Source organism: Mycobacterium timonense, assembly GCF_025821985.1.
GTDB classification, from domain to species: Bacteria; Actinomycetota; Actinomycetes; order Mycobacteriales; family Mycobacteriaceae; genus Mycobacterium; species Mycobacterium avium.
In genome coordinates this window covers 1-12,129 of the sequence record NZ_JACKSY010000016.1, presented here as the reverse complement: position 1 = coordinate 12,129, position 12,129 = coordinate 1, and the positions used below count along the sequence as shown (strand labels likewise).

The window sequence follows — 12,129 nt, the reverse complement described above, 5'->3', positions numbered from 1 at the left end:
GCCTGCCGTGGTGAGTTTGGCGTCGGTCGCGGCGTTGGCCAACCCGAAGTCGACCAGGCACGCAAAGTCCTCCTCGGCGAGCAGGATGTTGGCGGGTTTGACGTCGCGGTGCACGATCTGCTCGTCATGCGCAGCATCGAGAGCCGAACCGATCTGTCCGACGATCGATACGGCCCGCGCGGGATCCAGCGGCCCGCCCTCATCGAGCACGGTGCGCAGGTCGGTGCCCCGGATCAGCCGCATATCGATGAAAAGTTGTCCGTCGATCTCCCCGTAATCGTGGATGGGAACCACATGCGGCTCGCTGAGCCTGCCGGCGGTGCTGGCCTCTCTAAACAACCGCTGGCGAAACAACGCGTTCGCCGACATCGACGCCGGCAACAGTTTCAGCGCGATGGTGCGGTTCTTGTTGGTGTCGTAGGCCTCATACACCTCGCCGAACCCGCCCCGGCCCAGCAGGCGCTTCAGCAGGTAAGGGCCGAACTGGGAGGCGGCACGCCAATCCGCGGTCGTGTCGCCGACCGGCGGCTCGTCCACGAACGGGACCTCCTGGCAATCGCGAATCGCGTAATCCCCTTGAGGTTGGAGTTTAGGCGCCGGGCACGGCGTTAGTCTGGCTTGCGAGCCTCTATCAGTACTCGGGAGCTGTGGGTGATGAAGCTTCCCTCGGCTTGGATCCGTTTGTGCAGGCTTAGCAGCTTGTCGTGGTGTTCGGCGACGCTGAACCCGGGGACGACCCAGCTCAATTTGCGTAGGAAATAGATCACGGCGCCGACGTCGAAGAACTCAAGGCGTATCTGCTCGTGTCGTAGGTCGACGACGTCGAGGCCGGCTACTGCGACCTCGGTGCGGACGGTATCGGGGTCCAGTTGCCCGCGAATCCGCTGTTGAGGTTGGGGGCCCAGGAAATACTCCCTGAGGGTCTGCAGGTAGATGACGCCGACGTGTTGGGCGAAGTAGGCACCGCCTGGTTTGAGCACTCGGGCGATCTCGTCCCACCAGACTGTCGAGGGGTGGCGACTGGTCACCAGATCGAATGCAGCCTCGGCGAATGGCAGTGGCGGCTCGTCACCGGTGGCGATCAGGACAGCTCCCAGCGGATGCAGTAGCTGGGTAGCCATCCCTATGTTCGGCGGCCACGGTTCGATGGCGGCCATGGTTGGTGGAAAGGGGCGAGCGCCCGCTAAGACCTCTCCGCCGCCGGTGTAGAGGTCCAGCGCAGATTGCACTTTCGCCAAGCGGCCACGCAGCAGCCGTTGGTATCCCCACGACGGGCGCTCCTCGGTGGCCCTGCCGTCCAGCCAGGAGAAATCCCAGCCCGCAACTGATACGGAATCGGCCTCGGCGACCAGCTGTTCGAAGGTTCGTTCCATGCCGCTGATCATGGCATTAGTTGACTTTGCCGCGCCAAAGGCGGTGGGTTATCTCCGGTACCACGTTTCGCCGACGACACCGACCCGCCGCCAGGCAACCGCGGGCGGCGCGCAGCGCGCCCACGCTGGTGTCTTGGTGGTGGGCAGTAACGCGGTTGGCGGCGGCCACGGTCGGCCTTCTCGTGGCGTTCTCAGTGCCAGATGTTGCGGATCTGAGCTTCAGCCTGTTCTTCCCGGTCAGCCACCTCAAGCAATGTATGCGCGATATTCTCGACAGCCTCGGGCGTCACTGATCCCGGTCCTGCCGTCTGCACTCTGTCGGCGAGTTCGGCAAGTCCCTGCAACGTCGGGCTGGATCTATCACCTGCGAGCGAGTTGAGTTCGCCCACAACGGTTTGAAGGGCGGTCTGCGCGTCTGCGGTGCTGGTCTGCAGCGCCAGCGCGAGGCCTTGCAGCTGGCCTGCAGCGACGCGGTAATTGCGCGGTTGAAATCTTGCCATGTCCGAATTCTCGCCTCTCACTTACCAGGCGTCGGACCATTTCGCCGCGCCCCCCTGTGAACCATCCTCGCATCAGCGAGCCTCATTGCAACAGCAGCAACGCCGAAGGCGCAAACCGCAGACTTTCAATTCTCTTCGCTCTCACTACGCATCGGTAGGTCGAGGAGCACGCAGTTGGCGTTCAGCGATACGGTGCCGTCTTCGGCCAGGCCGACGATCCGAGTTCGAGTGCCGTCCGGGGAGATGTACTCACTGTTGTAGCGGCGATGAAAATGACCGTGAAACAGGGCATGTGGGCGTGTGGCGTCGACGACGGACTGGAGACGGCGGCGGTGTTCCTCGCTGGCGGCGAGGTCTTCGGCGGGCCAGCTGGACGGGCGATCCAGACCGGGTATCGCGACGCCGGCGGGACAGTCGTGAGCGACAATGACGTCGACGGGCCCGCCCCGTATTGCCCGAGCCGTGTCTTGGGCGCTGAGTTCTTCTTCGGGCCACCAGTCGCGGCCTTGTCGTCCCCACCGGCGGTCCACGGAATGTGCACCGCCTAGCGCCAGCCAGGTCTGCCCGCGCCAACACCATCGGTGTCCGCGTGGGAGGTGACTGATGTAGTCGGTGATCGGCCGCCGACCGGTTTCGGGATCGATGGGGATTTGCGCGAGCAGCCGATGATTCTCGTGATTGCCGTCGACCCAGTAGAGTTCGACGCCGCGCCGGGCCAGGACTGAATCGAGGTGGGACAGATAGACATCCGTCCAGCCGCGGTTGCCGTGATAGCCGAAGTCGCCGCACTGCACCACGAAAGCAGCGCCGTGATCGGCCGCGTAGTTGATCACGCGTGCGGCCCAGCGTTGGTTGCCGTCCCAGTCGCCGGCAACCACCACTCGAACAGGATCACCTGACGTTTCGCTCACCCACGCATCCGCTTCCGCTGGTCCCACCCGTTGTTACTTCGTCATCACAGGTAGTTTCCACTGGGCATTGCGGGTCGGAAGCGGCCCGACCGCACAGTCTCCAGCAGTCCCGCAGTCGTGATCTCTCCGCTGTTGGCTAGGACGGTGCGGCGGACGACTTCTCGAAGATCTGCGCCGGTGATGTCGCGGGGCGCTTCGGCGGCTACCGCGGCGACGTCCACATCCGCTGCGGCCGCGGTGGCGTGCAGGTAGGTGGCCAAAATCTGTGCGACAGCCGCTTTGTCCGGGTATCCGATCTCGAGGATTGAGTCGAACCGTGCCGCGCGGACCGCGGCGGCATCGAGGGTGGAGACGTCGTTGGTGGAAGCGATCGTCAAGATCGGGGCGTCAGGATCGGTGTCCATGACTGCCAGGAACTCCGCGAGCCGGCCGCGGTCGCCGCGCCCGGAGCGGCGACTGTCGATCAGCAAGTCGATATCTTCGAGCATGACCACGGTCGGCCCGAATTTCACCGCTTCGGCGTAGACGTCAGATAGCAGGCCACTTCCTGCGCGCGCGTCGACCAGCATCACCGTGAAGTCCCCGAGCAGTTCGGCGGCAACGACCCGCGACACCGCGCTTTTGCCGACGCCGGGTGGCCCGGCAAGCAGGATTCCTCGCCGGCATCCCAACTTCAGCGCGTTCATGCGGGATCTCGCGGTCGCTACCGACGCGATGTTGAGGTCGATCTCAGCCCAAATGTCCTCGCGGAGCACGAGGTCGCGGCGAGCCAGAGTCGGCGCTGGGGTGACGTCAAAGGTTAGGCCGCGGCTCGCCGATACCTTCAGAAACTTTCCCCGGTAGAGGTTCTTATCCCCGTTGGCGGCAGCCAGAACCTGTTCGATCACTGCGCGGCCGTGGGCGCGGTCACCCGGGCGGGTGTAGGCGCGCAGCGACGCGCCGTCGTCGGTGCGCCAGATGTCGGAATCGGTGATTTGCAGCACGATTGGTGCTGGCCCGAGTGCGCCGGCAGAGAAGAACGCCGAGAGGCTTGTGGGGGGCGTGTAGTGCTTGTCCCCGATGTCGACGGCCCCCCATTCTGGGGGATCGTCGCCGGAACCGGGTCCCAGCTCGGGCTGGTGCGCGTCGATCAGGTCGGCGACTGCAAGGCCCGCGGTGATATGTCCGACGGGCGAGAGTCGACGCGTCTCGCACACCAGGTGCGCGACGTCGGCCTCGAGGTGGCGGCGTAGGAAGGCACGCGCCGTTTCGTGTTCGGGCAACCCGCCAATGAGCAGTTGACCGAGGACCTCGAGCGCTCGCCGCACGGGTGGCGGTTCGGCGGCGAGGATCTCCGCAACTGAGGCGGTGTTGTCTCGTTTGTTTGTAGTCGCCGCGCCGGCGGCGGGCGCGCCTTGCGGCTGGCGCGCCCAAGCGGGCATGGTGGTGGTGTTTGTCATCGTGGTGGTTTGGCCCTGGGGGACGTTGGACTTTCTCGCTGTTTGTGCGAGCCCAGCCTGGGCCGAGCCCTCCATTATTAGCAGCGGCGCTGGGGATTGCCAACTGATTATTCGGCCACCTTGGGGTGGTTGCGCCCGTCGCGCGACCGGTTCTTGATTACTGGCTGTTTTCCGGGTGCAGGCCGACGACGAACGCGGTCCGCGGATGCGTGGCGTTCCATTCATCGGCGACGGCGTGGGCTCGGTCAGCGTCGTAGATGCCTTGCCGGGTTGGTTGCCCGGTATGCCGGTCGACCACGATCACGGCGTAGCGTTCGTCTGCATCGAGTGCCATTGTCTCTCCTGGTGTGTCGAATAATTTGCTGACTGCCGGCTGGCTCTTCACCGGTTGTGAGGAGCGACAGTTGGTGCGCGCGAGTGGTTTTCGCTGCCTAGGCCGGCCGGGTACTCGGCTTGGTCGAGGGTGCGGCGGCTCGGTTGCTGCCCTCGGTGCGGGGGCGGTGTTAGGTCAGCGAACCGATGTAGGTGTTTCCGGCTTCGAAGACACCGATTGGCATCGGCTGCTCGCCGTCGAGGTCGCGTGCGTAGAAGTATTCCAGCGCGGAGTGGGGCCCTTCGGCGGCGATAGTGTGCTTGTTTCCGTCTTCGGTGACGACGATGTAGTCGCGTATCAGTGCCATGCGATTGTTCCCCCCCAATGCGCCCCGATTGCGGGCGTCTGTGACCGCCCGAGTCGACGGTATCGGGCTGTGGCCCGGCCTCGTGGCGTGGACACGCCGCCAGGGCAGTTCGCTGTTTCCTGTGCGCAAAACGGGAAAGGCTGCTCGGTCAGGCTTCGACGACGGTGGCTGGCGGATGGGTAATCGCCGCAGCTGGCAGGCCTTTGGGCGCGACGGGAGGCGCACCGGAGGCGATTCCTGCCGCAATGGCCGCATGATTGTCGTCGAACGCCGATCGCGTTGAAGCGACCTTGTTCTGGGCTTGCTGGACCAGGATTGCTTTGACGTCGCGGAGTTGTTGTTGGGTCCACGTCTCTTCGATGGCGCGGCGTGCGGCATCCTCATAGGAGCGGTGGTAGTCCGTGGTGGCGGTGTTCATCGTGTTCTTCGCCCAGGTGATGTTCTGGTTGGCCAGATCGAGCCATCCGGCTACGTTGTGATGTCTCGTTTCGTCTTCGGTGTGGGCGTGGTGGCGGTCAGTGAGCCGTTGGGTGAGCTCGGTGCCGGCGGCCCCCTGGAAGCCTGGTTTTGTGTAGTCGGCCGCGGCTAGTGCTGCTTGGGCTGCGGTGCCCGACTGCTGCGCGTAGACGCGTTGGCTATCCGCTTCCCGCGCGTAGGCGGTCTCGTCGTAGTGCGGCCAATTTTCTCCGATGATCAGGTTCGTTTCCGGCAAGTCAACCGGTTCTATCCCCCCCATAGTTGTCCCTCCGTGATGCCTTCTGATACTCGGGATTTTATCCTCGCTGCAGCGCGGTTTTGAGCGCCGCGAGCTCGAGTTGCTGTATCTCGCCGTGCAATCGGTCGATCACAGCGTGTCGTTCGGCTATTTCGGTCGCGACGAGGTCGTCGTCACTCGGATCAATTTCCTCGAGTTCCAGCATGGATGTTCCCTTCTAACCGGGTTGCGTTTTGTTGGGCAACATGTTGCTGTGTGGTTTCGTCGAAGTGGGCGCTTGCCGCGGTCGCTGCGCTGTGGGCGGCGTGGCAGATCCCGGCGACTTGGTTGGGGGATGCTGCGTTGCTGTGTCCAAGGCTGGGTGATGGCTGGGTGCGCAGCGGTGCAGGTTGTTTGGCGTAAGGTGCTGAGTCGTGCGGCCGCGTCGGTGAGCACAACCCTGAGGTGGCAGTGAGCAATTCAGTCAGTTGTCGGACAACCAAGTGACTTCGACGTCACGCAAGCATTGCTCGACGTAGTGTTGCGTGAGGTCGCCGCTGCTGATGAAACGCAGTCCGCAGGTGTAGCCCCAAACTTCGGGCAGTTCGGAGATCGGCAGTATCTCGCTGCCGCCTTCGCCGTAGCCCATCTCGACCAGCTGGGCCCGCTCTTCTGCAGACCGGATCAGGTAGATCTTGTGGCAGCCGTCCCACGCGAACTCGGTCGCGTCGGCGACCGTGAGGTTCTGCTCCTGCTGCTCCTCGTCCCATCCCTCGCCGGGGTCGGCGGGCGCGTAGGGGATGTGGATATTCAACATGTGGTGTTCCTATCTGTTGTTGCCCTAGGGCCTTCCGGCATCCACCGCGGATCGTTGCGGTGGGCAACTCGCCTCAGCGGAGGGCATGGGATGGTCATTGCTGTTTGTGCCCGAACGGTGGTGACCACACGGATTCGTTGACTTTGAACGCGACTCCGTCTTGAACGAAGATCGACAACTTGTAGGGCTTGCGGTCTGGGTCGCATGTCAGTGCCTGCAAGACTTGTTCAAGTTCGCGTCCTTCGATGACATAGACATCCATCAGTGTTGTTCCCCCTTAGTCGTCAGAATTTGGCACTTGTTCGCCGCCTGCCATATCCGTTGTTGCAAGCGGGTTTTGGGCGGTGGGCGGGTTGAGTTCGAGCAATGCCCCGCGATGGTCGGCCGACCGCCCGAGTCCGTTGTAGCTGGGGTGTTTCTTGTCGTACTGGAGCATCGCCGGGTTAGGAGTGCCGTCGGGGTTGTCGAGGTTGACCATCGGCAGCGAGTTGAGGACGCTGATGGGTTCGTCGAGATCTTCTGGTTTTTCGATGGCGAACCATTGCCGGCTGTACAGGCGGGGGATCCGGTTGGAAACGTTGTCGCGGTAGGACCGCCAGGCAGGCCGCAATACCTCCGGTGCGTCGGGGCCCTCGATGTCTTTGCCGGGTGTGTAGCCGAAGTAGCCCTGGAACTCGACAACTGTGGCCGCTTCGGGGTCGGCGACGAGACCGCGGCCGTGCGCGGTGATCCGCTGCCCCAACCGACGCGCTTTGTCCTGCAGCTCGCGGGGGAACGCTTTTTTCAGCGTCATCTCTGTGGGGGCCCCCAATGAGACGATCAGTTTGAAGTTGCCGCGGGCGTCGCCGGGAATGGTTTTGTCGTAGAGATCCTGAGTCAGCAGCACCATGTGCACGCGGAACTCGCGGCCTTTGCGGGCCACGTAGAGAAAGTCGGCAAGGTAGCCACTGTCCTTGTCCTCGAATGCGCTGTAGAGGCCTTCGACATCGGCGCGCACGGAGGCGAATTCGTCGAGGATCACCAGCCAAGGTGCGAATGCGAACGGGTCTGGGTCGTGTTGGATCTTGCGTTGCTGGGCGATGTCGGCGCGCCGGTGGATCTCCTCGGCGACCGCGTGCAGCAGCCGGACGTGTTCGGCGGTGTCGGAGGAGATCATCACAACCTGCGCGACCATGCCTAGGCTGGCGTAGTCGCTTTTCTTGCCGTCTGAGATGAACAGGGGCCAGCCCGCGGCGCGGAATGGCTCGAGGAAGGTTCGCACGAAGACGCTTTTGCCGGCGCCAGTGCCGCCGATGACAAGCATGTGGGGAAAGTCGATCGGCGAGTATTCCAGCGGTTCGTTGCGTTCGTTGACGCCAAGACGGAATTTGAAGTGGCGGTAGTGGGCGGTTGCGTCGGCTGCGCTGGTGGCGATCCACGTGGGTTCTGGCGGGGGAATGAATTGTGGGAACGGGGTTTTCCGGGCCGCCGAGACGATGTCGCGTTTGGGGTCGACGTCGACTTCCCAGTCCCCGTCGACGGCGGTTTCCAGTTTGGTGATGACGATCGTCGATGCGCGTTTGTCCCCGAAGTATCCCGGCCGGGTGGCGATGAGCTTGTAGGCTTGAAGAACGCCTTTGGCGTCGATGTCGCTTTCGTCGGGCAGCAGTTCTAGCGGCAGATTGCTTGACATCACCACTTGTTTCACGCGGTCGAGATCGGCATTGCCGTATGACGGCGGCGGCTCGGCTACCACCACCGGTATCGGCGGCTCACCCGCCCCGGGTGTAGGCGGAAGCTGGTGTGGCGGCGGGGGTTTCTGGATGACGAAGCCGAGCCCGACCGCGAACGCGGCGATGCCGACCGGCCACAGCAGCGACAGCGGTTCCCAAACCGCGGGGTGGCCGAGGCGCCCCCATAGGTACATCAGCATTCCCAGTCCGATCACGACAAGGCATCCGCCGGTGAGGCTGCGACTGGGTAACTGCCAGTAGGCATGGGCATGGTTTGGCTGCCTGTGGTTCGACGAGTCAGGCGACATTCGGGGCCTCCAATCTGTCTGGCGTGCTGAAGACGGTCAGATTCACCGCTGCGGCCAACCACTCACGGGCATAATGTGATCCGTCCACGGCGTGCTGGCGTGTTATCACGTGCCGCCTCCTGTGCACGCATTCAGGGCCGCGGCTCGATCGCCTACAGTAATCTCTAAGCGGTACTTCACGGCAGTCGAAAGGTACTGGCGCACATAGTTGCAGCGGTCACCTTGGTTGCTGGGCAGCCAGTGGTCGAGACCTAAGTCGCCTTTTTGCTTGTTAGCGGCCGCTGAAACGGCAACCAGGTTGCTGGGATCGTTCGCGAAGATCTGGCGCTGGCGCAGATCCCAATTCCACGCCCCAGCACTCCATGCTCGCGCTAATGGATAGATGTGGTCAATGTTGGTCTGCTGCACTGTGATTCGTTGCCCGGTGTAGGGGTCGATGAGCCACCCGCTAACTGGTTTGCACCCGTTGGTGCCGGGTTTGAACGCGGCGTCCTGCAATTGCGCACGCAACACTCGCGAGCGGGTATCACAGCCGGAGTGATCGGTGGGATCGTTCCAGGCCGGCCCGAACACGCACGCTTCTTTGTGCTTCGTCGTCTTATCTATCCCGCACCCTCGCTCATAGCCCGGCACTTGGGTCAGTTCTTCGACGATGGTGACCTTCGCAAGCAACTCTCTGACGCCGCTGCCGCTGGCGGCTGGTGCCGGATGGTCGGTACTGCGAGCCTGGTGCTCGCCACCGCCAAGCGTCGTCCAACCAACGACGGCTGCTGAGGCGACAGCCGCCGCCAGCGAAATGTGCCTTAGCTTCATGAGGCGGCTTTCGTCGTGCCACCGAGGCGCTGTCTGCTCGTATCGCGCGGAGAAGCGCCGTCGCGCCCCAGCTGGGTTAGCGGCAATACGCTCACAATCGCTCCACTCCTTAGGTTCACCGGACTGTGATCTGGCGGACCGCGGCGAGAATGCGGCGACCGGTTGCGCCGCTCGTGCTGACAACCTGGCCGCGGCTGTTGAGAATGACATGGCCGCCGAACCCGGTTGAGCGGACGGTCCATCGCCTGCCTTTGCCGTCGTCGACGTTCCAGAACCGTGGGCTGGCCTCTGAGGCACGCATCAGTTGGATCTCCATACCTTCATGTGCTTCGCAGCTGTCGGAGGTAGTGGAGGGCTGCCGCCTGCGCGGCCTCGGCCGCGATCTCCCACGGCCCTTTCTCACCACCGAGCAGCACAACCCTCATCGATAATCCGCGGCCCCGGGTGCGCCCGGCCGCCTCAGCATCGCTCCACGCCTGCCGCAACGCCTGGATGTGGGCATGCCGCATCACGTCAACGAGTTGTTCGACATGCAGCTCGTCCACCCCGTTTTCCCGACACACCGCCGCTGCGCATCCACGCCATTGCGCCGAGCCAATTTCCCCACTCGATCGATGTAGAACCTTGGCGCGATCGAGAACCGCGCCGCCGCAGGCCTGGCTCATCGGTTTCTCCCTTGCACTGGTTAACTTTTCGACCCGTTGGTGAACTCAGCCGCGCGGCGTGAGTGTCGCCAACACCCGATCGGCCAGGACTGTGACGGATGCATCCGCAGACGCGTGGTACTCAAAGTTGCGCCCCCAAACCCACCCGTCCTTCTCATAGGGCGCCCATGCGGTGTCGCTCGGGTACCGGTCGCGCGGGTGGAACCAGACGTTTACCGCATCCACCTTCGTGTGAGGTGGGTCCGCCGGGAACAGCTCGGCGCGGTAACCCCGTTCGCGCAGTTCGGAGACGAGGTCCGCGGCCGATGTAGCGGCAGGTGTTGTCGACATCCGATCTCCTTGATTACTCGTATCATTGGTGGACTTGGTGTTTTCGCGTCATCGGTTGACCACCTGCGCCTCGTAAGCCAGCTGGTCGAACCATCGGCAGGCCCACCTGGCGTCACCGAGGGCCGTGTGACGCTGCGGCCCCGGGACTACGACACCGCATTGCTGCGAGAGCAGCTCGATATCGTGGGCCGGCATCACTCCTCGGGTCAGCAGGTGTTCCTTGGCGAGCGCCGCAACATCCTGCGGTTCGTAGAACCATTGGGGAACCAGTCCGTGGCGGCTAAGCATCGCCACCAGGCAGGCATGGTCGAGGCCGGGATTTATCCCGAAGACGCTTGCACCGGCAGTCCAATCACACACGGCGCGTGCCGCCGCGGCCTCCGCCAAGACCTGTTGGCCGGCGTGCAGCGGCGCTCCGAATTGTGGGTGTCGCGTGTGGAATCCGGAGATTTGCAAGGCTGCGGGATCGCTGTATGCCTGGTCGAGGTCTGCGACGTCAACAAAGATGGTGAGCTCGTGCTCACCAGCCTGGTCACGGCGAATCAACGCGATCTCCCATGGCCGGCAGGACTGATGTTGTCCGTCGGTTTCGGTGTCGAGGAACACCAACGCCGACATCGCGCCCCCCAGCTGTGTAGGCGTGGTCCCCCTTCTGTCCACGCTTTCATTCATTGTCGGCACACCCACCGACACTTCTGCGGCCGCGACGCGCATGGGCGGCCGGTTTTGAAGCAAACCTGGGGCGTTTCCGCAGGACTTCCCGGTCACCGCCGGACTCAGCAGTGGCGCAGGACGAATGTCGACAGACAGTCAAGCGCGTGTCGGTCGCGCGGCAGCATGGCAAGCGTGTGGTAGCCGTGTTCGGTGCGGGTGGCTGCGATGTCGTCGAGCAGTTCTTGGCGTGACACCGGGCTACCGCTCGCGAACGCTGCTAATGCCTTGCCGATGCCACCTGGAGACTGCCACCAGGACGCGATAGTGACTGCCGTGGCAGGCTCGATCTCACGGCCCCCGCCGTCGTAAACGCTGGCGATGTCACGGCGTGCGTAGTCCTCGCTGACGTGTGCCACGCTGACTTGAATTGTGTCGTCCACTTGTTATCCCCCCGGTTTATCTTGTTGTCGCACAGGTGTTCTGCTTTGGCGCTAAACGCTTCGCGAACCTGCTATTCGAGTTGTTGCGCTGGATAGATGCAGCGCCGATCCGGCGTAAGACTCCCCGATGGTCATGAGTCGCTGCTGCGCTCGGAGCCACTTGAATCGTCGGGGATGGCCTTACCGGTTGCCATGTCGAAGATTTCGACGACATCGTGGCCATGGGAGTTGCGGGCCCACCGCCAGTCTCGTCCACGCTCGTGAAGTCGCCGGCTCAGCTCAATCGCCTCGTCGTCATATCCGAAGTCCGGCGCGCGATTGATGCGACGGATCAGTTCCTTATCGGTGACCGTTGCGAACTGCGCGGCGATCTCGCGCAGCAGACCATCTGACACCATGAATCCATTCCCCCCTCAACATGTTTCGTGGTGGCTTTTCGCCAACCGTTACGGGTCCTCGCCGCTGGCCGTATCCGCCCCCGGTACGTCGTCGCGAAGTTCTGCGCGGATCTGAGCATCGGCACGGTCACGTGTGTTCTGCCGGGCTGCACTGATCCGTTGCCTTTTGGTGAGCGAATGTGAGTCCACTTTTCCATCAGGCAGCCTCGCCTTGCGGTGAGGCGGTCCCCGTCTGATCCACCGGGTGGTGGTGCGGGGTTGACGCTTCATCGCCTGCTGCGTCGCCCGCTGGCGCGGGTTCGGTCTCATGCGTGGCTCCACGTCCTGCCACCGGGCCACTCCCGGCGGGACTCTGTTCACCCCAGTTGGGTTCGCCGAGTCGGGCGAGGTTGATC

19 protein-coding genes are annotated in these 12,129 nt (G+C 63.5%); all 19 read right to left on the bottom strand.

Annotated features, from left to right (window positions below):
- A partial coding sequence (locus tag H7I87_RS05170) for a serine/threonine-protein kinase (RefSeq protein ID WP_264002602.1) occupies nucleotides 1-537 on the bottom strand: 537 nt, incomplete at its 3' end.
- 71 nt (nucleotides 538-608) lie between these two features.
- Nucleotides 609-1,373, bottom strand: a complete 765-nt coding sequence (locus H7I87_RS05165) for a class I SAM-dependent methyltransferase (protein WP_083071781.1) — start codon at nucleotides 1,371-1,373, stop codon at nucleotides 609-611.
- 191 nt (nucleotides 1,374-1,564) lie between these two features.
- On the bottom strand, nucleotides 1,565-1,873 hold the full coding sequence (locus H7I87_RS05160) for a hypothetical protein (RefSeq protein WP_139800232.1): 309 nt from the start codon (nucleotides 1,871-1,873) through the stop codon (nucleotides 1,565-1,567).
- Nucleotides 1,874-1,998: 125 nt separating this feature from the next.
- Nucleotides 1,999-2,784, bottom strand: a complete 786-nt coding sequence (locus tag H7I87_RS05155) for a metallophosphoesterase family protein (RefSeq protein ID WP_264002601.1) — start codon at nucleotides 2,782-2,784, stop codon at nucleotides 1,999-2,001.
- 44 nt (nucleotides 2,785-2,828) lie between these two features.
- A complete protein-coding gene (locus H7I87_RS05150; RefSeq protein WP_244179174.1) occupies nucleotides 2,829-4,223 on the bottom strand; it encodes an AAA family ATPase in 1,395 nt (464 codons plus the stop codon).
- A 157-nt stretch (nucleotides 4,224-4,380) separates the two neighbouring features.
- On the bottom strand, nucleotides 4,381-4,557 hold the full coding sequence (locus H7I87_RS05145) for a hypothetical protein (protein WP_167380312.1): 177 nt from the start codon (nucleotides 4,555-4,557) through the stop codon (nucleotides 4,381-4,383).
- A 169-nt stretch (nucleotides 4,558-4,726) separates the two neighbouring features.
- Nucleotides 4,727-4,903 (bottom strand): hypothetical protein, encoded by a 177-nt coding sequence (locus H7I87_RS05140; RefSeq protein ID WP_158085030.1) that lies wholly within the window; start codon nucleotides 4,901-4,903, stop codon nucleotides 4,727-4,729.
- 148 nt (nucleotides 4,904-5,051) lie between these two features.
- The gene (locus tag H7I87_RS05135; protein WP_083071776.1) at nucleotides 5,052-5,615 is read right to left on the bottom strand and encodes a hypothetical protein; all 564 of its coding nucleotides are present in this window, start codon (nucleotides 5,613-5,615) and stop codon (nucleotides 5,052-5,054) included.
- 61 nt (nucleotides 5,616-5,676) lie between these two features.
- On the bottom strand, nucleotides 5,677-5,823 hold the full coding sequence (locus H7I87_RS05130) for a hypothetical protein (protein ID WP_158085008.1): 147 nt from the start codon (nucleotides 5,821-5,823) through the stop codon (nucleotides 5,677-5,679).
- 258 nt (nucleotides 5,824-6,081) lie between these two features.
- Entirely contained in the window at nucleotides 6,082-6,414 is a 333-nt protein-coding gene (locus H7I87_RS05125) for a hypothetical protein (RefSeq protein WP_201789703.1), read from the bottom strand.
- Between the two features lie 94 nt (nucleotides 6,415-6,508).
- Nucleotides 6,509-6,676: a hypothetical protein gene (locus tag H7I87_RS05120; protein WP_158085009.1), complete on the bottom strand. Its 168-nt coding sequence runs from the start codon at nucleotides 6,674-6,676 to the stop codon at nucleotides 6,509-6,511.
- Between the two features lie 15 nt (nucleotides 6,677-6,691).
- Nucleotides 6,692-8,341, bottom strand: a complete 1,650-nt coding sequence (locus H7I87_RS05115; RefSeq protein ID WP_244179173.1) for an FtsK/SpoIIIE domain-containing protein — start codon at nucleotides 8,339-8,341, stop codon at nucleotides 6,692-6,694.
- A 198-nt stretch (nucleotides 8,342-8,539) separates the two neighbouring features.
- The gene (locus tag H7I87_RS05110; RefSeq protein WP_083071774.1) at nucleotides 8,540-9,247 is read right to left on the bottom strand and encodes an HNH endonuclease family protein; all 708 of its coding nucleotides are present in this window, start codon (nucleotides 9,245-9,247) and stop codon (nucleotides 8,540-8,542) included.
- A 115-nt stretch (nucleotides 9,248-9,362) separates the two neighbouring features.
- Nucleotides 9,363-9,563, bottom strand: coding sequence for a hypothetical protein (locus H7I87_RS05105; RefSeq protein ID WP_083071773.1), 201 nt, complete (start codon nucleotides 9,561-9,563; stop codon nucleotides 9,363-9,365).
- A gap of 4 nt (nucleotides 9,564-9,567) precedes the next feature.
- Nucleotides 9,568-9,912, bottom strand: coding sequence for a hypothetical protein (locus H7I87_RS05100; protein ID WP_139807293.1), 345 nt, complete (start codon nucleotides 9,910-9,912; stop codon nucleotides 9,568-9,570).
- A 45-nt stretch (nucleotides 9,913-9,957) separates the two neighbouring features.
- On the bottom strand, nucleotides 9,958-10,242 hold the full coding sequence (locus H7I87_RS05095) for a hypothetical protein (RefSeq protein ID WP_085241004.1): 285 nt from the start codon (nucleotides 10,240-10,242) through the stop codon (nucleotides 9,958-9,960).
- A gap of 48 nt (nucleotides 10,243-10,290) precedes the next feature.
- Complete coding sequence (locus H7I87_RS05090) at nucleotides 10,291-10,860, bottom strand: 3'-5' exonuclease family protein (RefSeq protein ID WP_083071778.1); 570 nt, start codon at nucleotides 10,858-10,860, stop codon at nucleotides 10,291-10,293.
- A gap of 158 nt (nucleotides 10,861-11,018) precedes the next feature.
- On the bottom strand, nucleotides 11,019-11,336 hold the full coding sequence (locus tag H7I87_RS05085) for a hypothetical protein (protein WP_139800231.1): 318 nt from the start codon (nucleotides 11,334-11,336) through the stop codon (nucleotides 11,019-11,021).
- A gap of 131 nt (nucleotides 11,337-11,467) precedes the next feature.
- Nucleotides 11,468-11,731, bottom strand: a complete 264-nt coding sequence (locus H7I87_RS05080) for a hypothetical protein (RefSeq protein WP_224164046.1) — start codon at nucleotides 11,729-11,731, stop codon at nucleotides 11,468-11,470.
- Nucleotides 11,732-12,129 lie beyond the last annotated feature (398 nt).

Bases quoted from the DNA above. Each gene is read 5' to 3' on its own strand.
- H7I87_RS05165 (WP_083071781.1), bottom strand. From the start codon at position 1,373: ATGGAACGAACCTTCGAACAGCTGGTCGCCGAGGCCGATTCCGTATCA.
- H7I87_RS05160 (WP_139800232.1), bottom strand. From the start codon at position 1,873: ATGGCAAGATTTCAACCGCGCAATTACCGCGTCGCTGCAGGCCAGCTG.
- H7I87_RS05150 (WP_244179174.1), bottom strand. From the start codon at position 4,223: ATGACAAACACCACCACCATGCCCGCTTGGGCGCGCCAGCCGCAAGGC.
- H7I87_RS05145 (WP_167380312.1), bottom strand. From the start codon at position 4,557: ATGGCACTCGATGCAGACGAACGCTACGCCGTGATCGTGGTCGACCGG.
- H7I87_RS05140 (WP_158085030.1), bottom strand. From the start codon at position 4,903: ATGGCACTGATACGCGACTACATCGTCGTCACCGAAGACGGAAACAAG.
- H7I87_RS05130 (WP_158085008.1), bottom strand. From the start codon at position 5,823: ATGCTGGAACTCGAGGAAATTGATCCGAGTGACGACGACCTCGTCGCG.
- H7I87_RS05125 (WP_201789703.1), bottom strand. From the start codon at position 6,414: ATGTTGAATATCCACATCCCCTACGCGCCCGCCGACCCCGGCGAGGGA.
- H7I87_RS05120 (WP_158085009.1), bottom strand. From the start codon at position 6,676: ATGGATGTCTATGTCATCGAAGGACGCGAACTTGAACAAGTCTTGCAG.
- H7I87_RS05110 (WP_083071774.1), bottom strand. From the start codon at position 9,247: ATGAAGCTAAGGCACATTTCGCTGGCGGCGGCTGTCGCCTCAGCAGCC.
- H7I87_RS05105 (WP_083071773.1), bottom strand. From the start codon at position 9,563: ATGGAGATCCAACTGATGCGTGCCTCAGAGGCCAGCCCACGGTTCTGG.
- H7I87_RS05100 (WP_139807293.1), bottom strand. From the start codon at position 9,912: ATGAGCCAGGCCTGCGGCGGCGCGGTTCTCGATCGCGCCAAGGTTCTA.
- H7I87_RS05095 (WP_085241004.1), bottom strand. From the start codon at position 10,242: ATGTCGACAACACCTGCCGCTACATCGGCCGCGGACCTCGTCTCCGAA.
- H7I87_RS05090 (WP_083071778.1), bottom strand. From the start codon at position 10,860: ATGTCGGCGTTGGTGTTCCTCGACACCGAAACCGACGGACAACATCAG.